Origin of the sequence: uncultured Eubacterium sp. (assembly GCF_934295145.1) — a bacterium.
In the GTDB taxonomy this organism is placed as follows: Bacteria; Bacillota; Clostridia; order Lachnospirales; family Lachnospiraceae; genus Eubacterium_I.
Genome location: NZ_CAKRAS010000041.1, coordinates 1 through 26,728, shown reverse-complemented (window position 1 = coordinate 26,728; position 26,728 = coordinate 1). Strand labels below are relative to the sequence as shown.

Annotated in this window: 25 protein-coding genes; 24 read left to right on the top strand and 1 reads right to left on the bottom strand. The window is 44.0% G+C overall.

The window, feature by feature from the left end; all coding sequences use genetic code 11:
* The 8 genes from Q0I54_RS09315 to Q0I54_RS09280 form a co-directional block, all read left to right on the top strand.
* On the top strand, positions 1 to 255 hold a 255-nt coding region (locus Q0I54_RS09315; protein WP_296118210.1), incomplete at its 5' end, for an IreB family regulatory phosphoprotein.
* A gap of 9 nt (positions 256 to 264) precedes the next feature.
* Positions 265 to 702 (top strand): Holliday junction resolvase RuvX, encoded by a 438-nt coding sequence (gene ruvX, locus Q0I54_RS09310; RefSeq protein WP_109215656.1) that lies wholly within the window; start codon positions 265 to 267, stop codon positions 700 to 702.
* An 8-nt stretch (positions 703 to 710) separates the two neighbouring features.
* Positions 711 to 968, top strand: a complete 258-nt coding sequence (locus Q0I54_RS09305; RefSeq protein WP_296118207.1) for a DUF1292 domain-containing protein — start codon at positions 711 to 713, stop codon at positions 966 to 968.
* Positions 969 to 1,005: 37 nt separating this feature from the next.
* Positions 1,006 to 2,670 carry a ribonuclease J gene (locus Q0I54_RS09300; RefSeq protein WP_296118205.1) on the top strand — a complete coding sequence of 555 codons (1,665 nt, stop codon included), beginning with the start codon at positions 1,006 to 1,008 and terminating at the stop codon, positions 2,668 to 2,670.
* A gap of 6 nt (positions 2,671 to 2,676) precedes the next feature.
* On the top strand, positions 2,677 to 3,018 hold the full coding sequence (locus tag Q0I54_RS09295; RefSeq protein WP_296118203.1) for a YlbF family regulator: 342 nt from the start codon (positions 2,677 to 2,679) through the stop codon (positions 3,016 to 3,018).
* 21 nt (positions 3,019 to 3,039) lie between these two features.
* Positions 3,040 to 3,699: an O-methyltransferase gene (locus Q0I54_RS09290; RefSeq protein ID WP_296118201.1), complete on the top strand. Its 660-nt coding sequence runs from the start codon at positions 3,040 to 3,042 to the stop codon at positions 3,697 to 3,699.
* Between the two features lie 10 nt (positions 3,700 to 3,709).
* Positions 3,710 to 4,990 carry a U32 family peptidase gene (locus Q0I54_RS09285; RefSeq protein WP_296118199.1) on the top strand — a complete coding sequence of 427 codons (1,281 nt, stop codon included), beginning with the start codon at positions 3,710 to 3,712 and terminating at the stop codon, positions 4,988 to 4,990.
* Between the two features lie 2 nt (positions 4,991 to 4,992).
* Positions 4,993 to 6,048, top strand: coding sequence for a beta-propeller fold lactonase family protein (locus Q0I54_RS09280; RefSeq protein WP_296118197.1), 1,056 nt, complete (start codon positions 4,993 to 4,995; stop codon positions 6,046 to 6,048).
* 118 nt (positions 6,049 to 6,166) lie between these two features.
* On the opposite strand, the gene aroC is transcribed toward Q0I54_RS09280, so the two are convergent.
* On the bottom strand, positions 6,167 to 7,267 hold the full coding sequence (gene aroC / locus Q0I54_RS09275; RefSeq protein ID WP_296118195.1) for a chorismate synthase: 1,101 nt from the start codon (positions 7,265 to 7,267) through the stop codon (positions 6,167 to 6,169).
* Between the two features lie 183 nt (positions 7,268 to 7,450).
* Between aroC and tgt the strand changes: the two genes are divergently transcribed.
* From tgt to Q0I54_RS09195, 16 genes are all read left to right on the top strand, one after another.
* Complete coding sequence (tgt, locus tag Q0I54_RS09270; protein WP_296118193.1) at positions 7,451 to 8,581, top strand: tRNA guanosine(34) transglycosylase Tgt; 1,131 nt, start codon at positions 7,451 to 7,453, stop codon at positions 8,579 to 8,581.
* A gap of 89 nt (positions 8,582 to 8,670) precedes the next feature.
* Positions 8,671 to 8,982 (top strand): preprotein translocase subunit YajC, encoded by a 312-nt coding sequence (gene yajC, locus Q0I54_RS09265; protein ID WP_296118191.1) that lies wholly within the window; start codon positions 8,671 to 8,673, stop codon positions 8,980 to 8,982.
* A gap of 99 nt (positions 8,983 to 9,081) precedes the next feature.
* Positions 9,082 to 10,182 carry a 3-isopropylmalate dehydrogenase gene (leuB, locus tag Q0I54_RS09260; RefSeq protein WP_177975365.1) on the top strand — a complete coding sequence of 367 codons (1,101 nt, stop codon included), beginning with the start codon at positions 9,082 to 9,084 and terminating at the stop codon, positions 10,180 to 10,182.
* Positions 10,183 to 10,201: 19 nt separating this feature from the next.
* Complete coding sequence (ilvD, locus tag Q0I54_RS09255) at positions 10,202 to 11,869, top strand: dihydroxy-acid dehydratase (RefSeq protein WP_296118189.1); 1,668 nt, start codon at positions 10,202 to 10,204, stop codon at positions 11,867 to 11,869.
* Between the two features lie 42 nt (positions 11,870 to 11,911).
* On the top strand, positions 11,912 to 13,591 hold the full coding sequence (gene ilvB, locus Q0I54_RS09250) for a biosynthetic-type acetolactate synthase large subunit (RefSeq protein WP_296118187.1): 1,680 nt from the start codon (positions 11,912 to 11,914) through the stop codon (positions 13,589 to 13,591).
* A gap of 107 nt (positions 13,592 to 13,698) precedes the next feature.
* Positions 13,699 to 14,784: a 3-phosphoserine/phosphohydroxythreonine transaminase gene (gene serC, locus Q0I54_RS09245; protein WP_296118185.1), complete on the top strand. Its 1,086-nt coding sequence runs from the start codon at positions 13,699 to 13,701 to the stop codon at positions 14,782 to 14,784.
* A gap of 67 nt (positions 14,785 to 14,851) precedes the next feature.
* Positions 14,852 to 16,015 (top strand): phosphoglycerate dehydrogenase, encoded by a 1,164-nt coding sequence (locus Q0I54_RS09240; RefSeq protein ID WP_296118184.1) that lies wholly within the window; start codon positions 14,852 to 14,854, stop codon positions 16,013 to 16,015.
* A 75-nt stretch (positions 16,016 to 16,090) separates the two neighbouring features.
* A complete protein-coding gene (locus Q0I54_RS09235) occupies positions 16,091 to 17,332 on the top strand; it encodes a DUF1015 domain-containing protein (protein WP_296118183.1) in 1,242 nt (413 codons plus the stop codon).
* Between the two features lie 25 nt (positions 17,333 to 17,357).
* A complete protein-coding gene (locus tag Q0I54_RS09230) occupies positions 17,358 to 18,257 on the top strand; it encodes a mechanosensitive ion channel family protein (RefSeq protein WP_296118182.1) in 900 nt (299 codons plus the stop codon).
* Between the two features lie 178 nt (positions 18,258 to 18,435).
* Positions 18,436 to 19,674 (top strand): dicarboxylate/amino acid:cation symporter, encoded by a 1,239-nt coding sequence (locus Q0I54_RS09225; RefSeq protein ID WP_296118180.1) that lies wholly within the window; start codon positions 18,436 to 18,438, stop codon positions 19,672 to 19,674.
* Positions 19,675 to 19,787: 113 nt separating this feature from the next.
* The gene (locus tag Q0I54_RS09220; protein WP_021740136.1) at positions 19,788 to 19,991 is read left to right on the top strand and encodes a cold shock domain-containing protein; all 204 of its coding nucleotides are present in this window, start codon (positions 19,788 to 19,790) and stop codon (positions 19,989 to 19,991) included.
* 170 nt (positions 19,992 to 20,161) lie between these two features.
* Positions 20,162 to 23,083, top strand: a complete 2,922-nt coding sequence (locus Q0I54_RS09215) for an insulinase family protein (RefSeq protein WP_296118178.1) — start codon at positions 20,162 to 20,164, stop codon at positions 23,081 to 23,083.
* An 89-nt stretch (positions 23,084 to 23,172) separates the two neighbouring features.
* The gene (gene era / locus Q0I54_RS09210) at positions 23,173 to 24,075 is read left to right on the top strand and encodes a GTPase Era (protein WP_296118177.1); all 903 of its coding nucleotides are present in this window, start codon (positions 23,173 to 23,175) and stop codon (positions 24,073 to 24,075) included.
* 27 nt (positions 24,076 to 24,102) lie between these two features.
* A complete protein-coding gene (recO, locus tag Q0I54_RS09205) occupies positions 24,103 to 24,834 on the top strand; it encodes a DNA repair protein RecO (RefSeq protein WP_296118175.1) in 732 nt (243 codons plus the stop codon).
* Positions 24,835 to 24,913: 79 nt separating this feature from the next.
* Positions 24,914 to 25,534: a hypothetical protein gene (locus Q0I54_RS09200; protein WP_296118173.1), complete on the top strand. Its 621-nt coding sequence runs from the start codon at positions 24,914 to 24,916 to the stop codon at positions 25,532 to 25,534.
* Positions 25,535 to 25,687: 153 nt separating this feature from the next.
* On the top strand, positions 25,688 to 26,728 hold a 1,041-nt coding region (locus tag Q0I54_RS09195), incomplete at its 3' end, for a glycine--tRNA ligase (RefSeq protein ID WP_296118170.1).

Here is a 26,728-nt window from a genome sequence, read left to right as displayed (position 1 = left end):
TTAAGCAGTACACAATATTTTAAAGTAGAAAAAGCACCGGAATTAAAAATCGGTGATGTTCTGGAAATCGTATACAAAGCGATGGCAGAGAAAGGATACAATCCGATCAATCAGATCGTGGGATACATTATGTCCGGAGATCCGACATATATCACAAGTTATAAAAATGCCCGCAGTCTGATCATGAAAGTGGAACGTGATGAGCTGGTAGAAGAAGTTCTGAAAGATTACGTTGCAAAGCATGGATGGGATTAGGACAAATGTATGAGAATCATGGGACTTGATTTCGGTTCAAAGACGGTTGGGGTTGCAATCAGTGACCCCTTGTTTTTGACTGCCCAGGGAATTGAGATCGTGCGGCGGAAGGCTCCGGGAAAACTGCGCCAGACGCTGGCACGGATCAATGAACTGAAAGAGGAATATGAAGTAGGAAAGATTGTACTTGGTTTTCCGAAAAATATGAACAACACAGAAGGCGAACGATGTGAGAAGACACTTGAGTTTAAGGAGATGCTGGAGAAGCGTACCGGACTTGAGGTAGTACTCTGGGATGAACGACTGACCACCGTAGAAGCAGACCGAACTATGATGCAGGTTGGAATCCGCAGAGAAAACAGAAAAGAGTATGTGGATGAACTGGCTGCTATTTTTATATTACAGGGATATCTGGATTATCAGAGCAGACAGCACACGGAAGGGTAGAAAGTGCAATGGACAAAATTATTTTTACAGATCCGGAAAATCAGGAAAATCTTGAATTGTACCTTTTAGAGCAGACATGTATCAACGGAACGACTTATCTTCTTGCGGCTGAGGAAGAAGATGAGGATTCTGTTGCATATATTTTGAAGGAAGTACTGACAGAAGACGAAGAAGTCATCTATACAATGGTGGAGGATGATGTGGAGTTAAATGCAATCTCCAAAGTTTTTGTAGAGATGCTGGACGATGTGGACATTGAAATGTAAAAAATGAGAACGGAAATAAAACAGGAGGTGCGATTTTTTGGCAAATACAAAAAAAACAAAATTAAAGATCATTCCCCTTGGCGGGCTGGAAGCCATCGGAATGAATATTACTGCCTTTGAGTATGAAGACAGTATTATTGTGGTGGATTGCGGTCTGGCATTCCCGGAAGATGATATGTACGGTATTGATTTGTGTATACCGGATATCACATATTTAAAAGACAATATTGATCGTGTAAAGGGCTTTTTTATCACTCACGGTCATGAGGATCATATCGGAGCACTTCCTTATGTGTTGCGTGAGATTAACGTGCCGATTTATGCGACAAAGCTGACCATCGGCATTATCGACCACAAACTTGGTGAGCACAATATGCTTAATAAAGTAAAACGTAAAGTGGTCAAATACGGACAGCATATCAACCTTGGATGCTTCCGTGTGGAATTTATCAAGACAAACCACAGTATTCAGGATGCGGCAGCGCTGGCCATCTATTCTCCGGCAGGAACCGTAGTACACACCGGAGATTTTAAAGTAGATTATACACCGGTATACGGAGATGCCATTGATCTGCAGCGTTTTGGAGAGATTGGTAAAAAAGGCGTACTTGCGCTGATGTGCGACAGTACCAATGCAGAACGTCCGGGATTTACCATGACAGAGCGAAAGGTCGGAAAAACATTTGAGAGTATTTTCAGTGATCACACACATCAGAGAATCATTGTTGCAACTTTTGCATCCAATGTGGATCGTGTGCAGCAGATCATCAATACCGCATATAAATTTGGACGTAAGGTAGTGGTAGAAGGACGAAGCATGGTCAATATCATTTCTATTGCATCCGAACTTGGCTATCTGAACATTCCGGACAATACACTGATCGAAGTGGACCAGTTGAAAAATTACCCGGATGAGAAAACAGTTCTGATCACAACGGGAAGTCAGGGTGAGCCGCTGGCAGCGCTGTCCCGTATGGCAAACGGCATTCACCGCAAAGTGAAGATCCAGCCAAACGATCTGATCGTATTCAGTTCCAATCCGATCCCGGGAAATGAAAAAGCGGTTTCCAAGATCATCAACGATCTGTACCGCCAGAGCGCAGATGTTATTTTCCAGGATACTCACGTATCCGGACATGCATGTCAGGAAGAAATTAAATTGATCTACTCCCTGCTTCATCCGAAATATGCGATTCCGGTACATGGTGAGTTCAAACACCGCAAAGCACAGGCAGGTGTGGCAGCAGAACTTGGCATGGATAAAGAGCACATTCTGATGATTTCTTCTGGAGATGTGCTGGAAATCGATGAAGACGGTGCAGCAGTAGTTGGAAAAGTTCCGGCTGGCTCTGTATTTGTCGACGGACTTGGCGTTGGAGATGTCGGAAATATCGTTATGCGTGACCGTCAGCATCTGGCAGAAGATGGTATTATCATCGTTGTTCTGACGTTGCAGGGCGGCTCCGGACAGCTTCTGGCAGGACCGGATATCGTATCCCGTGGATTTGTGTACGTGCGTGGATCTGAAAGCCTGATGGATGAGGCGCAGCATCTTTTAAATGAACATGTAACAGATCTGACCGACCGCGGTATCACAGACTGGGGCAAGATCAAGACAGAAATCAAAGATTCACTGGGCGAATTTGTATGGAAAAAGACAAAACGTCGTCCGATGATCATTCCGATTATCATGGAAGTGTAAGAGAAAATGGATTTAAATACAAGCATCGAGGAACTGAAGCTTGCGCTGCAGGAAAGTGACGCTTTCTGCCGGTATCAGAAGATCCGGGAGGAAGTGCATCACTATCCGGAAAAAGAGCACAGACTTCATGAATTTCGAAGAAAAAATTTTTTTTTACAGAATAGCAAAGATCAGATCGATCTGTTTACTGAAGCAGACCGTCTGGAACAGGAATACGCAGATGTATACAAAGATCCGCTTTTAGGAGAATATCTGGCAGCGGAAGTTGCAGTCTGCCGTATCATTCAGCAGATCAATAAGGAACTGCTTGGATGCCTGAATTTTGAAGCAATTTTGTATGAAGAATAAGATACTGGTACAGGTTAGATTATGATCGTTGATGAAAGATTTGTGACATATATCAATTCTCTCAATACGGGAAATACGCCGTTTCTGGAAGAATTGGAAAAAAAAGCGAAAGAAGATTATGTACCGATTATCCGCAGGGAAATGCAGAGCCTGTTAAAATTACTGCTGGCGATGAAGCGCCCGGTCCGGATACTGGAAGTAGGCACGGCAGTCGGATTTTCAGCGTTGTTGATGGCGGAATATAATCCGATGGACTGTGAGATCACTACGATAGAAAATTATGAAAAGCGCATTCCAATCGCAAAAGAGAATTTTGCGAAAGCAGGACGGGATCAGATGATCACACTGCTGGAGGGGGATGCTGCAGAAGTGTTAAAGACATTGCAGGAACCATATGATTTTATTTTTATGGATGCGGCCAAAGGTCAGTATATCCATTTCTTTGACGATGTCTTGCGTTTACTGGCAGAGGGTGGTATTCTTGTGTCAGATAATGTACTGCAGGACGGGGATATTATAGAGTCCCATTATGCAGTGACCAGAAGAAACCGTACGATCCACAAGAGAATGCGGGAGTATCTGTATGAACTGACCCACAACGAAAACCTGACTACGGCAGTATTGCCGGTTGGGGATGGTGTGACTGTCAGTGTAAAGAAAGAACAACAGGAAAAAGAGTAAGGAGCATTTCATGAAACATCCAGAATTATTAATTCCGGCCAGCAGCCTGGAAGTATTAAAAACAGCGGTTGTGTTTGGTGCAGATGCAGTATATATCGGTGGAGAAGCCTTTGGACTGAGAGCCAAAGCGAAGAATTTTTCCATGGAGGAGATTCAGGAAGGAATCGCGTTTGCACATGCTCATGATGTAAAAGTATATATTACAGCAAATATTCTGGCTCATAACGGCGATCTGAGCGGAGTGAGAGCTTATTTTGAAGAATTAAAAGAGATCAAACCGGATGCACTGATCATTTCAGATCCGGGTGTCTTTATGATCGCCAGAGAAGTATGCCCGGAGATTGATATTCATATCAGTACCCAGGCAAACAATACAAATTATGGAACGTATCAGTTCTGGCATCAGCTTGGCGCGCGTCGTGTGGTAACTGCCAGAGAACTGTCTATGGCAGAGTTAAAGGAAATCAGGGAGAAAGCACCGGCAGATCTGGAGATGGAGACATTTATTCATGGCGCTATGTGTATCTCTTATTCCGGACGCTGCCTGCTGTCCAATTATTTTACTGGCCGTGATGCAAACCGTGGAGCTTGTACGCATCCATGCCGTTGGAAATATGCCATTGTGGAAGAAACCAGACCGGGAGAATATATGCCGGTTTACGAGAATGAACGCGGCACTTATATTTTCAACTCCAAGGATCTGTGCATGATCGAGCATATCCCGGAACTGATCGACAGTGGAATTGACAGTTTCAAGATAGAAGGTCGTATGAAGACCGCATTGTATGTGGCTACCGTAGCCCGTACGTATCGTAAGGCAATTGATGATTATCTGGAGTCTCCGGAATTATATCAGAAAAACATGGACTGGTATCTGGATCAGATTTCCAATTGCACATATCGTCAGTTTACAACCGGATTTTTCTTCGGAAAACCGGATGAAAGCGCTCAGATTTATGACAACAATACTTATGTAAAAGAGTACACATATCTGGGCATTATAGGGGAATGCACTGCAGACGGATTATACCGTATCGAACAGCGCAATAAATTTTCTGTAGGGGAACAGATTGAAATCATGAAGCCGGATGGAAGAAACATTCCGGTAGTCGTTCGCAGAATCGTGGACGAAGAAGGGCAGGAGATGCAATCTGCGCCGCATCCGAAGCAGGTTTTATATATTGAACTTGCAGCGGCCCAAAATGGTGCTCTTTCCGGGGCAGAGGTTTCGGAGCAGGACAACCATACAGCAGAACTTTATGACATATTGCGTAGGAAAGAGGAGGAATAGTCATGGCAAAAGATCGTTATGTGGCATATGTCGGCACTTACACACACGGAAGCAGTGTGGGAATTCATATTTTTGATGTGGATGCCGAGAAAGGAAAAATGACAGAACGCAAGGTGGTTCCGATTAACAATCCATCTGATTTAATAGTTTCTACCAGCGGAAAGTTTCTTTATTCTATCGCAGATGAAGGTGTACAGTCCTTCCGTATTCTGGAAGATGGAGATTTGGAACCAATCAATTCTGTGTGGACAGGTGGCATGAGAGGATGCTATCTGGAAGTGGACGAGCAGGATCGTTATCTGTTTGTGGCAGGCTACCATGACGGACGTATTACCATGATGAACCTGAATGAAGATGGCTCTATCGGTGAGATCGCAGATGGAATTTTCCATAAAGGCATTGGTGTCAATATCACAGACCGCAGCTCTATGCCGCATGTTACCTGCGTAAAGGTGACACCGGATCAGCAGTGTGTCTGCGCAGTAGACAGTGGCCTGGATCAGGTAAAAATTTACCAGATTGACAGAGAACATAATAAACTGGAACTGGAAGATATCCTTCGCTGCGAGTTGGACAGTGGCCCGAAGATGCTTCGTTACGACCGTCAGCATAAATATGCATATGTATTGTGTGAAATTGACAATGTTGTTGAAGTGTATGAACTGAAACCGCGAAACAGTGAGACAGAACCGTTTAAACTGATTCAGCGTATCAGTACCATTGAACCGGGCGAAAAACAGCGTGCAGCTGCATCTGGCATTGAATTTTCACCAGATGGAAACCATCTGTTTGTAACCAACGCAGGTATTAACACTGTTATAATTTATGATGTAGATAAAGAAACCGGTGTACTGACACCATTTTTCCACTGCAAGACCAGCGGAGATTATCCAAAGGCACTGGCGATCATGCCGGATAATAAGCATTTTGTTATCCTCAGTCATGAGACAGATGAAATGTTTACTTATAACATGAATTACGAGGAACGGTATTTCCTGCAGGATTCCAAACCGATTAAGATTGAGCAGCCGAACTGTATTTTTATCCACAAATTATAATTATTCAGATACAAGGCATGAGTACAATAATGAGAAAAAGACTGTCATCGGAACCGAAAATGGTTTTGATGGCAGTCCTTTTATTCGTACAGAGATTCATGAACAAATCAATCGCTTTTTATTCATAGATTTTTTTTAGGTTATCAAGCTTTGCTGTGGTATTGCGAAGCATCAGATCCAAAATAGTGATAGCAGCCATCGCTTCTACAACAACAACAGCTCTTGGTACAACCACCGGATCGTGGCGGCCGCGGATACTGATATCGACAGCTTCACCGTCAGCGTTTGCCGTATGCTGTAACTGAGCAATGGATGGTGTTGGCTTCACAGCGGCACGGAATACGATAGGAGATCCGTCGCTGATACCGCCTAAGATACCACCTGCATGATTGGTTGCTTTGGCCAGTGGTCCATTTTCCAGTGGCACAAAAGAATCGTTATTTTCAGAACCACGGGCAGTAGCGGCAGCAAAACCATCACCGATCTCAAAACCTTTTACTGCACCGATGGAAAAAATGGCTTTAGCAAGATTTGCATCCAACTTGTCAAACACCGGATCTCCGATACCGGCAGGAACACCTTCAATCACACATTCGATAATACCGCCGGAAGAATCCTGTTCTTCGATACACTGATCCAGAAAGACCTGTGCTTCTTTTGCAGCCTGTGCATCCGGCATGGCAACCGGATTTTGACTGATTTGTGCAGCGTCAAAGCGGCTTGGATCAATGGAGACCGGACCAATTGCTTTTGTATAAGTAAGAATCGAGATTCCCATTTCTTTTAACAGTTTTGCGGCAATGGCGCCTGCAGCAACACGTCCAATGGTTTCGCGCGCGGAAGAGCGTCCGCCACCGCGGTAATCGCGGAACCCGTATTTTGCATCAAAGCAGTAATCGGCGTGTCCCGGACGATAGCAGCGGGCAATGTCGCTGTAGTCCTTGGAGTGTTGATTTTCGTTTCGCACGATCATGGAGATCGGAGTGCCTGTGGTGCGTCCTTCAAAGACACCGGACAGAATTTCTACCCGGTCTGCTTCGGTACGTGGGGTAGTGTATTTGGACTGCCCCGGTTTTCTGCGGTTAAGATAGATCTGAATGTCTTCTTCGGACAGTGGAAGTCCACTTGGGCAGCCGTCTACTACGACACCGACACCTTTTCCGTGGGATTCTCCCCATGTGGTAATCTGAAAAATAGTTCCTGTATTTGAACCAGCCATAATGTTTCCTCCTCTATTGCTAGGCATTACAGTTCACGTATCACTAGGTATCCAGTTGTTTTTTTGCAAGCATGAACAATAACTGAATGCTTGTGATAAGTGAACTGTAAAAGTGTTTTTGACACTTATCCTATTATATGATAAAGTTATAAACAGCGCAATGAAAAAGGAAAGGAACTTTTTATGTATAAATTATTGAAAAAAGATGGACGCGCGAAGCGTGCCGAAGTGACAACGGTGCATGGGACCATCCAGACACCGGTATTTATGAATGTTGGAACTGCAGCGGCAATCAAAGGTGCGGTATCCACAGATGACCTGCAGCAGATTAAGACGCAGGTGGAATTATCCAATACCTATCATTTACACGTTCGTCCGGGTGACAAATTGATCAAGGAACTTGGCGGTCTGCATAAATTTATGGTATGGGACAAGCCAATTTTGACAGATTCCGGCGGGTTTCAGGTGTTTTCTCTGGCAGGACTCCGTAAAATCAAAGAGGAAGGGGTACATTTCCATTCCCATGTAGATGGGCGTAAGATTTTTATGGGACCAGAGGAGAGCATGCAGATCCAGTCTAATCTTGGTTCTACGATTGCTATGGCATTCGATGAATGTCCGCCGGCATTGGCAGACAGAAGTTATGTTCAACCGTCCGTTGATCGTACTACACGTTGGCTGGAACGTTGTAAAAAAGAAATGCAGCGTCTGAACGGCCTGGAAGATACGATTAATAAAAATCAGATGCTTTTCGGTATCAATCAGGGTGCAATTTTTGATGATATCCGTATTGATCATGCAAAACGGATCAGCGAGATGGATCTGGATGGTTATGCAGTGGGTGGCCTTGCCGTTGGTGAGAGCCATGAGGAGATGTATCACATTCTGGATGTGACAGTTCCGCATCTTCCGGAAGACAAACCAACCTATCTGATGGGCGTTGGCACTCCGGCAAACATTTTGGAGGCTGTAGACCGCGGTGTGGATTTCTTTGACTGTGTATATCCAAGCCGAAATGGCCGTCATGGACATGTATATACAAACTTTGGTAAGCTGAACCTGTTTAACCAGAAGTTTGAACGTGATATGCGTCCCATCGAAGAGGGATGTCAGTGTCCGGCCTGCCGTACATACAGTAGAGCTTATATCCGCCATCTGTTGAAGGCGAAAGAAATGCTTGGTATGCGTCTGTGTGTACTGCACAATCTGTATTTCTACAATACGATGATGGAAGAAATCCGTGATGCCATTGATATGGGCAATTATCAGAATTATAAGGCTGAGAAACTGTACCGCATGGAGCATGGAGAGTAAAAAAATGAGAAAAATATGCAAAATGGGTTGAAGAAAAGCTACATTTTGTGTAGAATATCTACTAGTATCGAAAAATAGGAGGAATTCAAATGAACGTATTATCATCCGGTGCAGGAATGGGTATGATGGGAACAATTATCTGGATAGCAGTTTTGCTTGTATTCATATTTATTTTTATGCTGAGACCACAGAAAAAAGAGCAGGCAAGAAGAAATGAAATGATGGCGAAAATGGCTGTTGGTGACACTGTTCTTACAACCAGCGGTTTCTATGGTACACTGATCGATATTACTGACGACACCGTTATCGTAGAGTTCGGCAACAATAAAAACTGCCGTATTCCAATGCAGCGCGCTGCAATCGCACAGATTGAAAAAGCTGATGACGCAGTAGAAGAGTAAACTGAAAAGAGTAAAGATCAGACAAAGGAGGGCGGGGCATGGATATCAATTGATATCACTGCCCTTCTTTTGTATATTGTTTGTGAGAGGAGAAAGAAAATGAAATACCAGGTTGGAGTTATTGCCGGAGACGGTATTGGACCTGAGGTTGTAGCCGAGGCACAGAAAGTATTAAACTGTGTGGCTGACAAATTCGGACATGAATTTGAGTATGAAGATATTTTAATGGGAGGATGCTCCATTGATGCGACCGGAGAGCCGCTGACAGACCATGCCATTGAGCAGGCACTGCATTCTGATGCAGTTTTAATGGGATCCATTGGTGGAAATACAAGTACTTCCCCATGGTATAAACTTCCGCCGGAGAAACGTCCGGAGGCCGGATTACTGAAATTACGTAAATCACTGAATTTATTTGCAAACTTAAGACCGGCATATCTTTATGAGGAATTAAAAGAGGCATGCCCGCTGCGCGATGACATCATCGGTACAGGTTTTGACATGATGATCATGCGTGAGCTGACCGGTGGACTTTACTTTGGAGCCCGCAAGACCAGTGAAGTAGATGGTGTTGTGACAGCGGTAGATACCCTTACATATACGGAGAACGAGATTCGCAGAATCGCCATCAAAGGTTTTGATATTGCCATGAAACGCCGCAAAAAAGTAACAAGCGTTGACAAGGCAAACGTACTGGATTCTTCCAGACTTTGGAGAAAAATCGTAGAGGAAGTAGCGAAGGATTATCCGGAAGTTACTTATGAACATATGTTAGTAGACAACTGTGCAATGCAGCTGGTAAAAGATCCGAAACAGTTTGATGTTATTCTGACAGAGAATATGTTTGGTGACATTCTTTCTGATGAGGCAAGTATGGTAACCGGTTCCATCGGTATGCTTTCCAGTGCAAGTCTGAATGATACAAAATTCGGTCTGTATGAGCCAAGTGGCGGATCTGCACCGGATATCGCAGGACAGGGCATTGCAAACCCGATCGCTACTATTTTATCTGCAGCAATGATGCTTCGCTATTCCTTTGATCTGGACAAAGAAGCAGATGCGGTGGAAAATGCGGTAAAACAGGTATTAAAAGACGGATATCGTACGATTGATATCATGCCGCAGGAAGAAGATAAGAAATCTGCCGTAGAACAGGTTGGCACAAGCCGTATGGGTGACCTGATCTGCGAGAGAATATAAAAAAGGAGTATGTAAAAAAATGAGAAGTGACAATGTTACAAAAGGGATGCAGCAGGCACCTCACAGATCTTTATTCAATGCACTTGGTTATACCAAGGAGGAATTAGACAGACCGTTAGTAGGTATCGTAAGTTCCTATAATGAGATCGTACCGGGACATATGAACCTGGATAAAATTGTAGAAGCTGTAAAGATGGGTGTTGCAATGGCAGGCGGCACACCGATCGTATTCCCGGCAATCGCAGTATGTGATGGTATTGCCATGGGACATACAGGAATGAAATATTCTCTGGTAACCCGTGATCTGATCGCGGATTCTACAGAGTGTATGGCAATGGCACATCAGTTTGATGCACTGGTTATGGTTCCGAACTGTGATAAAAATGTACCGGGACTTCTGATGGCAGCAGCCAGACTGAACATTCCGACTGTATTCGTAAGCGGCGGCCCGATGCTGGCTGGTCATATCCATGGCAAAAAGAGAAGTCTTTCTTCCATGTTTGAGGCAGTTGGTTCCTACGCAGCAGGTACTATGACAGAGGATGAGGTAAGAGAGTACGAAGAAAAAGTATGCCCGACCTGTGGATCCTGTTCCGGTATGTATACAGCAAATTCCATGAACTGTCTGACAGAGGCCATCGGTATGGGACTTCCTGGAAACGGAACCATCCCTGCAGTATATTCTGAGAGAATCAAACTTGCAAAACATGCAGGTATGGCAGTTATGGAACTGTTAAAGAGAGATATCCGTCCGCGTGATATTATGACAAAAGCAGCATTTATGAATGCATTAACTATGGATATGGCACTTGGATGTTCTACAAACTCCATGCTTCACCTTCCGGCTATCGCACATGAGGCTGGTGTAGATATTGACCTTGATATCGCAAACGCATTAAGTGAGAAGACACCGAACCTCTGCCACCTTGCACCGGCAGGCCCGACATACATGGAGGACTTAAACGAGGCAGGCGGTGTATCCGCAGTTATGTCCGAGTTGAATAAAATCGGTCTGCTGGATACAAGCTGTATGACAGTTACAGGAAAGACAATCGCTGAAAATATTCAGGGTGTTGTAAATAAAAATCCGGAAGTTATCCGTCCGGTTGAGAATCCGTACAGCAAGACAGGCGGAATCGCCGTACTGAAAGGTAACCTTGCACCGGATTCCGCAGTTGTAAAACGTTCCGCAGTTGTACCGGAGATGATGGTACATGAAGGACCGGCAAGAGTATTTGACTGTGAGGAAGATGCGATCGCAGCAATCAAAGGCGGCAAGATCGTAGAAGGTGATGTTGTTGTGATCCGTTACGAGGGACCGAAAGGCGGCCCGGGTATGCGTGAGATGCTGAACCCGACATCTGCCATTGCAGGTATGGGACTTGGTTCTTCCGTAGCTCTGATCACAGACGGACGTTTCTCCGGAGCTTCCAGGGGAGCTTCCATCGGACACGTATCACCGGAAGCAGCAGTTGGCGGCCCAATCGCATTCGTAGAGGAAGGTGATATCATCAAGATCAACATTCCGGAGAACACACTGAATGTGGATATTTCTGACGAAGAGATGGCAGCAAGAAAAGCAAAATGGCAGCCGCGTGAGCCGAAGATCACAACAGGATATCTGGCTCGTTACGCTTCCATGGTTACATCTGGAAACACAGGTGCTATTCTGAAAACAAATAAATAAGATCAGAAGGTAAGATTAGATAGAAAAGAGGAACAAAAGCATATGCAGTTGACAGGATCACAGATTGTTATCGAATGTTTGAAAGAGCAGGGCGTGGATACTGTATTTGGTTATCCGGGCGGAGCAATTTTAAACGTTTACGATGAACTGTATAAACATAGCGATGAAATTCACCATGTGCTTACGTCCCACGAACAGGGAGCTTCCCATGCAGCGGATGGATATGCCCGTTCTACCGGAAAAGTCGGTGTGTGTCTGGCTACTTCCGGACCGGGTGCAACCAATCTGGTAACCGGTATCGCAACCGCTTATATGGATTCTGTTCCAATGGTGGCTATCACCTGCAACGTAGGTGTGCCGCTGCTTGGAAAAGACAGCTTTCAGGAGATTGATATCGCAGGTATCACGACACCGATCACAAAGCATAATTTTATTGTAAAAGATGTCAATAAACTGGCTGATGTGATCCGCCGTGCTTTTCGGATCGCCCAGACCGGGCGTCCGGGACCTGTGCTGGTAGATATTCCAAAAGACGTTACTGCAGCTACAACAGAATTTGAATTTCAGCAGATTCCGCCGGTAGCGCGTAAAATCGACAAAATGACAGAAGCTGATCTGGAGCAGGCAGCAGCTATGATCCGTGAAGCGAAAAAACCGTACATCTTTGTCGGTGGCGGTGCAGTCATTTCCGGAGCCAGCGAAGAACTTGCAAAATTTGCAGATCTAGTAGATGCACCGATATGTGATTCCCTGATGGGAAAAGGTGCATTTGACGGAACAAATGACAGATATAGTGGAATGCTTGGTATGCATGGTACAAAAGCTTCCAACTATGGTGTAAGCGAATGTGATCTGCTGATCGCAGTTGGCGTTCGTTTTAGCGACCGCGTCATCGGTGATGCAAAGCGCTTTGCAAGCAACGCAAAGATTTTGCAGTTTGATGTAGATCCAGCTGAGATTAATAAAAATATCCAGACGGATGCCAGCGTGATCGGAGATATCAAGGAAATCCTGAAACGTGTGAACCATCTGTTAGGGCAGCAGGAACACACAGAATGGATGCAGCAGATTGGTGAATTCAAGGAAAAATATCCGTTAACCTATAAAAAAGAAGGATTGTCCGGACCGTTTGTTATGGAGGAGATTTACCGCCAGACGAAGGGCGATGCCATCATCGTTACAGAGGTCGGACAGCATCAGATGTGGGCGGCACAGTATTATAAATTCTCTAAGCCGCGTACATTACTGACTTCCGGTGGCCTTGGTACCATGGGATATGGTCTTGGCGCCGCAATCGGCGCACAGGTCGCAAATCCGGAGAAACAGGTCATCAACATTGCGGGTGATGGTTGTTTCCGTATGAATATGAATGAGATTGCCACAGCAGTCCGCCAGCAGCTTCCGCTGATCCAGATTGTTATTAACAATCAGGTACTTGGTATGGTACATCAGTGGCAGGGATTATTTTATGAAAAACGTTATTCCAACACAATCTTAAATGATGGTGTGGATTTCGTGAAACTTGCTGAGGCTATGGGAGCCACAGGCATGCGTGCAAAAACACAGGAAGAATTTGCCAAAGAACTGGCAGAAGCACTGGAAATGAAGACACCGGTACTCATCGATTGTATCATTGACAGTGATGATAATGTTTGGCCGATGGTAGCACCAGGCGCACCGATCAGCGAAGCATTTGATTTATCTGATCTGAAGAACAGATAAATGACGCATCCGGGTGGCACTGTACAGGGAGAGGAGTCTCTTTGCCACCTGGAAGGTGTTCATAATAAAAAATCCTGCAAGACAGGGAAAATCCAGGAGGTTTCAAAATGAGCAGAGTTTATAATTTCTCAGCTGGTCCGGCAGTATTACCGGTAGAAGTGCTGAAAGAGGCACAGGAGGAGATGCTTGATTACCGTGGATGCGGTATGTCCGTTATGGAGATGAGCCATCGTTCTTCCATGTTTCAGGAAATCATTGATGAGGCTGAAGCAGATTTAAGGGATTTATTACATATCCCGGATAATTACAAAGTATTATTCTTACAGGGGGGTGGAGCGTTACAGTTCTCCGCAGTTCCGATGAACCTGATGAAAAACGGTGTGGCTGATTACATCGTAACAGGTCAGTGGGCAAAGAAGGCATATGAGGAAGGAAAGAAATACGGAAAAGCAGTAAAGATTGCTTCTTCTGAGGATGAGACATTTACTTATATTCCGGATTGTTCTGATCTTCCAATCGATGATGATGCAGACTATGTATACATTTGCCAGAACAACACCATTTACGGAACTGTATATCATGAACTGCCAAATACCAAAGGAAAAACTCTGGTAGCAGACGTATCTTCCTGCTTCCTGTCAGAGCCGATGGACGTAGAGAAATACGGTGTGATCTGGGGCGGCGTTCAGAAAAATATCGGACCTGCCGGCGTGCAGATTGTGATCATCCGTGAGGATCTGATCCGCGATGATCTGCCGGATTATGTACCGACTCTGATGAAATACAAAACACAGGCTGATAAAGGTTCCATGTACAATACACCGCCATGCTATGGCATCTACATCTGCGGTAAAGTATTCAAATGGATCAAGAACCTTGGCGGTCTGGAAGCGATGAAGAAACGTAACGAGGAGAAAGCAGCAATCCTGTATGATTTCCTTGACAACAGCAAACTGTTCAAAGGTACTGTCCGTAAAGAAGACCGTTCTTTGATGAACGTTCCGTTTGTAACAGGTGATAAAGATCTGGATGCAAAATTTGTTGCAGAAGCAAAAGCAGCAGGTCTGGAGAACTTAAAAGGACACAGAACCGTTGGTGGTATGCGTGCTTCCATCTACAATGCAATGCCAAAAGAGGGTGTTATCGCATTGGTTGAGTTTATGAAGAAATTCGAAGCTGAGAACACAAAGTAAATTTGTGATGTATATTTAAATTTAGAAAAATTGAGTTGAAAAAAGTTGAAGAAAAGAGGGAACTAAAATGGTTCAGTTTCATTGTTTAAATCCGATCGCAGCGTGCGGTCTGAAATTATTCCCAGATACCTATGAGAAAACAGATGATTTCAATGCGGCAGAGGTTGCATTAGTGCGTAGTGCAGCAATGCATGACATGGATCTTCCGGAATCGCTGTTGGCAGTAGCCCGCGCAGGTGCAGGCGTCAACAATATTCCACTGGAGAAATGCGCAGATCAGGGAATCGTTGTATTCAATACACCAGGTGCAAACGCAAACGGTGTCAAAGAGTTAGTGATCGCAGGCATGCTTCTTGCAAGCCGTGATATCACAGGCGGTATCGACTGGGTAAAAGAGAACAAAGAGGATACAGGAATTGCAAAAGCAGCTGAGAAAGCAAAAAAAGCATTTGCAGGAACTGAGATAAAAGGAAAAAAACTTGGTGTCATCGGACTAGGAGCCATCGGTGTGCAGGTTGCCAATGCGGCGGTAGCACTGGGCATGGATGTGCTTGGTTATGATCCGTATCTGTCTGTCAATGCAGCATGGAATGTTTCTACAAAAGTAAAACATGTGCTGGCAGTGGAGGACATTTACAAAGAGTGTGATTTCATCACAATTCATGTACCGCTTCTGGATTCCACAAAAGGAATGATCAGTAAAGAAGCCATCGCAATGATGAAAGAGAACGTGATCGTTCTGAATTTCGCCCGCGATACGTTAGTAGATGAAGCAGCTATGGTTGAAGCATTAAAAGCAGGAAAAGTACGCAAATATGTCGTAGATTTCCCAAATCCGACCACAGCAGGCGCGGAGAACTGCATTGTGATCCCACACCTTGGCGCATCTACCGCAGAATCTGAGGATAACTGTGCAGTAATGGCCGTACAGGAAGTGATTGATTATATCGAGAACGGAAATATTACACATTCTGTAAATTATCCGGATTGTAACATGGGTGTGTGCACAGGTGTCGCAAGAATCGCAATCCTGCACAAAAATATCAAGAACATGATCGGTCAGTATTCATCTGTATTAGGTGAAGCAGGTGTCAATATTGCTGACATGACAAACAAGAGCCGCAATGACTATGCTTATTCACTTCTGGATCTGGATGCTCCGGCAACCGCAGACGTTGTTGAAAAACTGGCTGCAATTGACGGTGTATTAAAAGTAAGAGTGATCAAATAACGATCATTGAGTCGGCGTGGGAACAGAGAGTACAGCTTTGTTTCCACGCCTTTTTTCGCAAAAGGAGAAAATAAAATGGCAGAGATCAGACCATTTGCATGTGTGCGACCATGCAGAGAGAAAGCAGCGAAAATTGCTGCATTACCATATGATGTATACAATCGAAAAGAAGCAAAAGAGGAAGTACTGCGGGAACCGGAATCTTTTCTGAAAATCGACCGTGCCGAAACACAGTTTGATGATTCCGTAGATACTTATGCACCGGAGGTTTATCAGAAAGCGCATGATACCCTGTGGGATATGATGGCAAAGGGGGATTTTATCCGGGACAAAGAGGCTTGTTATTATATTTATGAGCTGACCATGAATGGACGGACACAGACCGGTATCACCGCATGCGCGTCTATCGATGACTATGAGAATAATGTGATCAAAAAGCATGAAAATACACGTGCGGAAAAGGAACAGGATCGTATCCGCCACGTAGATATCTGTGATGCACAGACAGGACCAATCTTCCTGGCGTACCGTGACAATGCAGCTATCACAGCTACCGTAAATAAAGTCAAAAAGCAGGATGCAGAATACGATTTTATTTCTCCAGATGGCATTCGTCACAGAGTATGGGTGATCGGTGATGCGGAGGATATTGCAGCAATCCGCAGTGCATTTGCAGGAATTGATCAGATTTATATCGCAGACGGTCATCACCGTGCAGCTTCTGCCGTAAAAGTTGGCGAAAAACGCAGAAGTGAGCATCCGGGGTATACCGGGGAAGAAGAATTCAATTTCTTCCTGTCCGTACTGTTCCCGGAGAGCGAATTAAAGATTTTGGATTATAACCGTGTAGTAAAAGACTTAAATGGCATGACAGAGGATGCATTTTTACAGAAAATGCAGGAACTTTTTGAGGTAAGTGATTTAACTGTTGAGGACAAACATCCGCAGGAGAAAGGCACGTTTTCTATGTATCTGAAGGAACGGTGGTATACCTGCAAAGTCCGACCGGAGGATCGAAATGATGATCCGGTGAAGGGATTGGATGTTTCCTTATTGCAGGATCTGATGCTGACACCGGTACTTGACATTGCTGATCCAAAAACCGATCCGCGCATTGATTTCGTCGGTGGTATCCGTGGAACAGAAGAACTGGAGAAACGCTGCCATGAGGATGCAAAAGCAGCGTTTGCCATGTATCCGACTTCGATTGGAGAACTGTTTGCGGTAGCGGATGCAGGACTTTTAATGCCGCCGAAATCCACATGGTTTGAACCAAAATTAAGAAGTGGATTGTTTATTCATCTGCTGAGTGAGTAAAATATAGAAGAAATGGAGCAAATGTATGCTTAGATTTATATTATCGCAGAATCTGGCGGATGAAGTGACGGATGTGGTATCCGATAATGTAAACTTCTGGTCATGGAATACAATCGTGAAATATTTTGAAGATTCCTTTCCGACCGTGCTGGATTTTCTGGTAAAATTGATCATTGCGATCATTGTTTTGCTGGTTGGACGAAAAGTGATTAAATTGGTACGGAAATTTATCCGTAAATTTTTAAATAAAACCAACTGGGATGAAGGTGTCAAACAGTTTTTGGATAATATCTGCAATGTGGGTCTGTATTTTGTACTGATCATGCTGGTACTTGGCAAGTTTGGAATCACCGCAAGTTCTGTCATTGCAGTCATTGGTTCTGTCGGTCTATCTATCGGTCTGGCCTTACAGGGAACATTGTCGAATTTTGCTGGTGGAGTTCTGATTCTTATTTTAAAACCATTTAAAGTGGGAGATTACATTCGGGAGGATACCCATGGAAATGAGGGAACCGTTTCTGAAATTCAGCTTTGTTACACGAAACTTTTGACGGTAGATAATAAGACGGTTGTCCTTCCAAACGGCAGCTTATCCAATTCCAGTCTGACGAATCTGACACAGCAGGATAAGCGACGGATTGACATTACAGTTGGCATTTCCTATGATGCAGATATCCGTCTGGCCAAACAGGTGATTTCCGATGTGCTGGAAAAAGAGAAAAACTGCATGACCAGCGAGGAACCATATCATGTATTTGTGGACAGTCTGGGAGACAGTGCCGTGGTCATTGGTATCCGTGTATGGGTAAAGACAGAGGACTACTGGGAAACCAGATGGCGAATCACGGAAAATGTGAAATATGCCCTGGATGAACATCAGATTGAAATTCCATTCCCACAGGTTTCGGTATCAATGAAATCTTAAAAGAAGAGTTATCAATAGTCAAAGCAGATATTCGAAATCTGCTCACGCTACTTGCTCATATCTTTCAACACAAAATTGTAAAATGGAAGTAAATTTTTGTAGAAAATGCGTGCAGAATATGGTATTGTTAATGACAGTGTGTTTATTAAGGGCGTATATTTGAAAGGAAAAGTGAGAGATGAATAAACAAAAGAAAAAACTGCCATTGGCAATGCAGATTTTTATTGCATTGATTCTGGCAATTGGTGTAGGTCTGCTGATGCAGAGTCAGGCAGCCTTTGCAGAAAATTATATCAAACCATTTGGTACGATCTTCCTGAATCTGTTGAAATTTATTGTCGTTCCGATTGTATTATTTTCCATTATGTGTGGAATCATTTCCATGAGAGACATCAAAAAAATAGGAGCGATTGGCCTGAAAACAGTCGTGTATTACATGTGTACTACAGCATTTGCAATTACGATTGGTCTGGTGGGAGGAAATATTTTTCAACGATTCTTCCCGGTGATTGCAACCACAGACCTGGCTTATGAGATGCCGGAAAAAACATCAGCCATGGATACGATCGTAAATATTTTCCCATCCAACTTTATCAGTCCGATGGTTGAGTCCAATATGCTGCAGGTTATTGTGATCTCCCTGCTGCTTGGATTTTCTATTATCAAACTTGGCGAGAAAAATATGGGAATCGTCAAAGCGTGCAACAGCATCAATGAGATTTTCATGAAATGTATGGAGATGATTCTGAAACTATCTCCAATCGGTGTGTTCTGTCTGCTCTGTCCGGTTGTAGCAAGCAATGGTGCGGCAATTATCGGATCACTGGCTATGGTACTGCTTGCGGCATACATCTGCTATATAATCCATGCAGTTGTTGTATATTCTATTGCGGTAAAAACTATGGGCGGCGTAAGTCCGGTAACTTTTTTCAAAGAAATGCTTCCGGCGATTATGTTTGCATTTTCCAGTGCATCTTCCGTAGGAACACTGCCGATCAACATGGAGTGCGTAGAAAAACTTGGCGTGAAAAAAGAAGTATCTTCCTTTGTACTTCCGCTTGGAGCTACCATCAACATGGATGGAACAGCAATTTATCAGGGAGTTTGTGCAATTTTTATTGCTTCCTGTTATGGTATTCATCTGACTTTACCGCAGATGATGACCATTATCCTGACGGCGACACTGGCTTCCATTGGTACTGCAGGTGTTCCGGGCTCCGGTATGGTTATGCTGGCTATGGTACTGACTTCCGTAGGACTTCCGGTGGACGGTATTGCGCTGGTGGCCGGCGTGGATCGTATTTTTGATATGGGACGTACCACTGTCAATATTACCGGAGATGCAAGCTGCTGCATCATTGTATCCAACCTGGAACGTAAGAAAGAGCAGCGCAGAGCAAAAAAAACGCAGGCATAGGATTAAACAGATGACAGATCTTTCGTATTTTCTTGACAAAAATGTTGAAGTGTGATACGTTTAGATTGTCAATTTTGCACAGATTGTGCGCATGTTTTAGGAGGAAGTATTTTATGCAACAGGGAACTGTAAAATGGTTTAATGCAAAAAAGGGTTATGGATTTATTTCAGATGCAGAAGGAAATGATATTTTCGTTCATTTCTCCGCACTGAACATGGATGGATTTAAAGAGCTGAAAGATGGGGAGGCTGTTGAATTCGAAGTGATCGAAGGAGATAAAGGACCACAGGCTGCAAATGTTACACGTCTGGGTTAATTTATTTGTATAAATTAGAATGACCCAAAGGGGCTGTCCACTTGGACAGCCTCTTTACTTTTGGAAGAAATTGTGTAAAAATAAAAGATACTGGAAAAAATACTAGAAGTGTAATTTTTTATAGAAAAGACAGTCTGCCAAGGAGCAGAAGAAATTGGAGGAAACGATATTTGAAACCAGAATTAAGTCAGTTAAAAGCGTATGAGATCAGAGAGGAGAGACGACTGGATGATATTCATTCAGATGGTATGCTGCTTGTACACAAAAAAAGTGGCGCACGTATCTGTGTGATGTCAAACGAGGATGCCAATAAAGTATTTTATATTGCATTTCGCACGCCGCCAAAGGACAGCACCGGTGTGCCGCATATCATTGAGCATACGGTATTATGCGGAAGTAAGAAATTCCCAGTGAAAGATCCGTTTATTGAGCTGGTGAAAGGTTCTCTGAATACATTCTTAAATGCAATGACTTATCCGGATAAGACCATTTACCCGGTGGCAAGCTGCAACGACAAAGACTTCCAGAATCTGATGGATGTTTATCTGGACAGCGTTTTTTCACCGAATATTTACAAAGAGCAGAATATTTTCCGTCAGGAAGGCTGGCACTATGAGCTGAAAAGTCCGGAAGATGAGCTGACTTTAAACGGTGTTGTATATAATGAGATGAAAGGTGCTTTTTCTTCCGCAGATGGCGTGCTGGATCGTGAGATTTTGCGTTCCTTATTCCCGGATACTCCATATAGCAATGAGTCCGGCGGAGATCCGCAGGTGATTCCGGAGCTGACGTATGAGGACTATCTGGATTTCCACCGCAAATATTATCATCCGTCCAATTCGTGGATCTACCTGTATGGTGATATGGATGTGGTAGAAAAATTAAACTGGCTGGATGAAGAATACTTAAGCCATTATGACAGAATCGATGTGGATTCCACCATTCCGGAGCAGGAACCGTTTGCAGCACCGGTAGAGCATGAGATCCCATATTCTATCTCCAGTACAGACAGCACGGAAAACAATACTTATCTGTCCTGTAACTGGGCGGTTGGAAACAACTTAAACAGAGAGCAGTACATCGCTTTTGATATCCTGGATTATGCACTGCTCAGCACACAGGGAGCACCGATCAAACAAGCGTTACTGGATGCTGGCATCGGTACCGATATTTATGGTGGATATGACAGCGGTACCTACCAACCGATTTTCTCCATCGTGGCAAAGCATGCAAATGCTTCGGATCAGGAGCGTTTTGTACAGATTATCCGTGAAGTGCTGCTAGAGCAGGTGAAGAACGGAATTAATAAAAAGACATTGCTGGCAGCTATCAACGGATCTGAGTTTAAATTCCGTGAAGCAGATTTTGGACGTTTCCCGAAAGGACTGATGTTTGGCCTGCAGCTTATGGACAGCTGGCTGTACGATGAGAATGCACCGTTCCTTCACATTGAAGAACTGGGTGTTTACGATTTTCTCAGAAAACAGTTAGATACCGATTATTTTGAGCAGTTGATCCAGAAATATTTACTGGACAATACACATACTTCCTATGTCCGTGTTGTTCCGGAAATCGGTCTGACAGGCAAGAGAGAACAGGAATTAAAAGAAACATTGCAGGCTTATAAGGCTTCCTTAAGCGAAGCTGAGATTGCAAAACTGGTGGAGGAGACAAAGGCTCTGGAAAAATACGAGGAGGAGCCATCTGCTAAGGAGCAGCTTGAGACCATTCCGCTGCTTTCCCGTGAGGATATGAAACAGACCAGTGAGCCGTATAAAAATGCGGAGGAAACCATTGCAGGGGTTCCGTATCTGTGGCATGATTATCAGACCAATGGTATCGTTTATCTGGATCTGCTGTTTGACGCGCATCATATTTCCGAGGATCTGATTCCGTATATGGGAATTCTGAAAGTGCTGATGGGCAAACTGAACACTGCAGATTATTCCTATACCAATTTTACTGATGAAGTGAACCTGTACACTGGCGGCATTTCCAATGAAGTGAATGTTACCGGAGATGTACAGCATACAAATAATTATCAGGTAAAATACGAAGTACGTCTGAAAGTGCTGGAAGGAAATCTTGCCCGTGGTGTGGAACTGATCAAGAGCATGATGCTTACCACCCAGTTTACAGATGAGAAACGTATTTATGAAATCTTGGCGCAGGTAAAATCCAGACTGCGCAATGAACTTAGCGACAGCGGAAATGTGATTTCTGCTACCAGAGCGTTGTCCTATTATTCCAAACGTGCGAAATATGCAGACAGCGTACAGGGGATTGGATTTTATGAGGTGTTAGATCATATTGTGAGCAATTATGAGTCTGAAAAGCAGAATCTTGTGGAAAAATTACAGGAAGTTTGCGGATTGATCTTTCAACCACAGAATCTTTTGGTAAGTGTGACAGGTGATGCAGCCGGTTATGCGGCATGGAAAGCACTGGCTGGACAGATCACGGAAGCTCTGCATGCAGATACCGCAAAAGAGATAGCAGAAATTTCCCTTCCGTTGCAGAAAAACGAGGGATTTCTGGACGCTTCCCAGATTCAGTATGTTTCTCTGGCAGGAAATTTTGAGCAGGATGGCTATGCATATCATGGGGCAATGCGTGTATTTAAAGTGATCATGAACTATGAATATCTGTGGCAGAACATCCGCGTGAAAGGTGGTGCTTACGGATGTGGTACAAACGTAGGCAGAAACGGTGACGTATGCTTCCTGTCTTATCGTGATCCGAACCTTGGCCGAACCTTGGATGTATACCGTGGCGTGCCAGAGTATCTGAAAAACTTTGATGCAGATGAGCGTGCCATGACACGTTTTGTCATCGGAGCTTTCAGTGAGCTGGATGCACCTCTGACACCGTTAAGCCAGGGCAGAAGATCCCTGCTTTCTTATCTGACAGGTGTAACCTATGAGATGATTCAACAGGAACGTACACAGGCGCTGCACACTTGTCCACAGGACATCAGAAACCTTGCAGACACGATGCAGGCAGTACTGGATCACAGTTATATCTGTGCCATTGGAAACGAAGGCAAATTAAAAGAAGAGTCAGAGCTGTTTGATGTATTAGAGACATTATAAAAAATAATTATGAGTCAGATTTTACCCTTAGTAATCCGTGCGGATAAAAAGGGTAGAATCTGAGGTGATAAAATACAAGGAGATAACGCATGAACGCAAATTTTAAATCAGGATTTGTGACACTGATCGGAAGACCGAACGTAGGAAAATCCACACTGATGAATCAGTTAATTGGACAGAAAATCGCTATCACATCTAAGAAACCGCAAACCACAAGAAACCGGATTCAGACCGTGTATACCGATACCGACCGTGGACAAATCGTATTTTTGGATACACCGGGTATCCACAAGGCAAAAAATAAACTTGGCGAGTACATGGTGACTGTGGCAGAACGTACCTTGCAGGATGTAGATGTCATTGTCTGGCTGGTGGAGCCAAGTACCTTTATCGGTGCAGGAGAGCAGCACATTGCCGAGCAGCTTCGCAAATCCAATCTGCCGGTAATTCTTGTCATTAACAAGACTGATACGGTAAAAAAAGAAGAAGTACTGCTTTTTATTGATGCATACCGCAAACTTCTGGATTTCGCAGAGATCATTCCGGCTTCTGCATTACATGGAGACAATACAGATACAATCGTTGATATGATCTTTAAATATCTGCCGTATGGTCCAATGTTTTATGATGAGGATACCGTGACAGATCAGCCGGAGCGTCAGATTGTGGCAGAGATCATTCGTGAGAAATCTTTACATGCATTGGATGAGGAGATTCCGCATGGTATCGCCGTAACGATCGAGTCCATGAAGCAGCGAAAGAACGGTATCACAGATATCGAGGCAACCATCATCTGTGAGCGTGACTCTCACAAGGGAATCATTATCGGAAAAGGGGGCGCTATGCTGAAAAAAATCGGCAGCAATGCCCGTTTTGAAATTGAAAAATTACTGGAGTGCAAAGTCAATCTGCGTCTTTGGGTAAAAGTGCGCAAAGGCTGGCGCGACAGCGATATCCAGATGAAAAATTTTGGATATAATATCAACGAATAATCAGCCAGGGAAGAAGTGGAAACGTTTATGGGGCAGACTTGCATTCTGACAGGAATGATTCTGAATACGATGCCGGTGGGAGAATACGATAAAAGAATTACAATTTTAACCCGTGAACGCGGGAAGATCACGGCCTTTGCCCGGGGAGCCAGACGACCGAAAAACTCCCTGCAGGCGGCTACCAACCTGTTCTGCTTCGGAACTTTTGAGGCGTATGAGGGACGTAGTTCTTATACGGTGGTGAAAGCGGACATCAGCAACTATTTCCGGGAGCTTGCCATGGATCTGGATAAGACATATTATGGATGTTATTTTCTGGAGCTTGCTGATTATTTCTGTCAGGAAAATAACGACTGTGTCAATCAGCTGAAACTGGTTTATCAGACGCTGCGGGCGCTCAGTGTACCCTCTTTGTCTCCGAAGCTTGTACGGGTGATCTATGAATTGAAAACACTGGTTTATTTTGGTGTGTATCCGAATGTGTTCGCCTGCACCGCCTGTGGCAGCAGAGAGCAGCTCTGGTGTTTTGATGAAAAAAGCAATGGCGTGATGTGCAGGAAATGCCAGCCGGGACCTGTGAAATATCCGCTGGATGAGGCCGCGTTATATACCATGCAGTACATAGTGACAGCGCCGGTGGAAAAACTGTATACATTTACAGTGACAGAGGAAGTATTCGGGCAGGTTGCGAAGCTGATTGAGTATTATATGAGGCAGTATGTGGAAAAAGAATTAAAGACCCTTGCTTTTTTGACATAGGAATACTTGCAATCAGAGGCATAAACCGTTATAATTTAGAAATTGATAAATGTGATGTTCTGGATTTGGAGGATAAGATATGAAGAAGAGAATGGCGGCGCTTAGCTGCTGTATCGGAATGAGTATGCTGCTTGGTGCATGCGGCGGAAAGCTGGATGTGCAGGAGAATACCATTGCATTGCAGAGAAACGGTAAAATTCTGGAAGCGGCTGTAGAGTCCTTTGACCAGTCTTATTACGATCAGGAGGAACTGAATACTTATGTACAGAATGCAGTGGATGATTACACCGCTGAGCATGGGAAAAAATCAGTTTCTGTGACGGACTCAAAGGTGGAAGAGAAAAAAGCATATCTTACCCTGCAGTATGAAAATACAGAGACGTTCAGTGATTTTACCGGCATTGAATGTTTTTCCGGAAGTATTGTGGAAGCACAGTCTGCAGGCTATGATTTTAATCTGGATTTTTATCCGGTGACAGATGGCAAGGCAGATACGAAAACTGTAAAAGGTTCCACACTGCTGGATGATGACGATCTGAAAGTGCTGATTGTAAAGGAAAATTCGGATCTGATCGTTCCGGGAAAAATTGCGTATGTTTCCTCAGAAGGCACGAAAGTGACTTCGGAGAAGCAAGTGAACGTCACACAGAAAGAGCAGGATACAGACGAAGCGGTACTTGTATATGTACTATACAAGTAGATTGCTTTAAGAATGAGACAGATGTTCTGCGAGATGCACAACAATTGTCTGATTTGGACGAAGTAACCTGTAGCATGAATCAGATGAATTAGGATATAGAAAACGAAATTTTCGTTTCGTTCCTAAAAATAAATGGAAGAAAGAGGACATATCATGGAAAAAACAATGGAAAAAATTGTAGCACTGGCAAAATCCAGAGGATTTGTTTATCCGGGATCTGAGATTTACGGTGGACTTGCAAATACATGGGATTACGGAAATCTTGGTGTTGAGTTAAAGAACAACGTAAAAAAAGCATGGTGGCAGAAATTTATTCAGGAGAGCCCATATAACGTAGGTGTTGACTGCGCCATCCTGATGAACCCGCAGACATGGGTCGCATCCGGACATCTTGGTGGTTTCTCTGATCCACTGATGGATTGTAAAGAATGTCATGAGCGTTTCCGTGCAGATAAGATCATTGAGGATTTTGCGGCAGATAACAATATCGAGTTGAAAGGTTCCGTAGACGGATGGACACAGGAAGAGATGAAAGACTTCATCACTGACAATAACGTACCGTGCCCGACTTGCGGCAAACATAATTTTACTGATATCCGTCAGTTCAATCTGATGTTCAAAACATTCCAGGGTGTAACAGAGGATGCAAAAAATACCGTATATCTTCGTCCGGAGACAGCACAGGGTATTTTTGTAAACTTCAAAAACGTACAGCGTACATCCAGAAAGAAAATCCCGTTTGGTATCGGTCAGATTGGTAAATCTTTCCGTAACGAGATTACACCGGGTAACTTCACTTTCCGTACCAGAGAGTTCGAGCAGATGGAGCTTGAGTTCTTCTGTGAGCCGGATACAGACCTTGAGTGGTTTGAGTACTGGAGAAACTTCTGTATTAACTGGCTGAAATCTCTTGGCATGAAAGAAGAAGAAATGCGTGTCCGTGACCATGATCAGGAAGAATTGTCCTTCTACAGCAAAGCAACCAGTGATATCGAGTTCTTATTCCCGTTTGGATGGGGTGAGCTTTGGGGTATCGCAGATCGTACCGATTACGACCTGACACAGCATCAGAATACATCCGGACAGGATCTGACCTACTTTGATGATCAGAAAAATACAAAATACATCCCATACGTTATCGAGCCATCACTTGGTGCAGACCGTGTGGTACTTGCATTCCTTTGTGGTGCATAT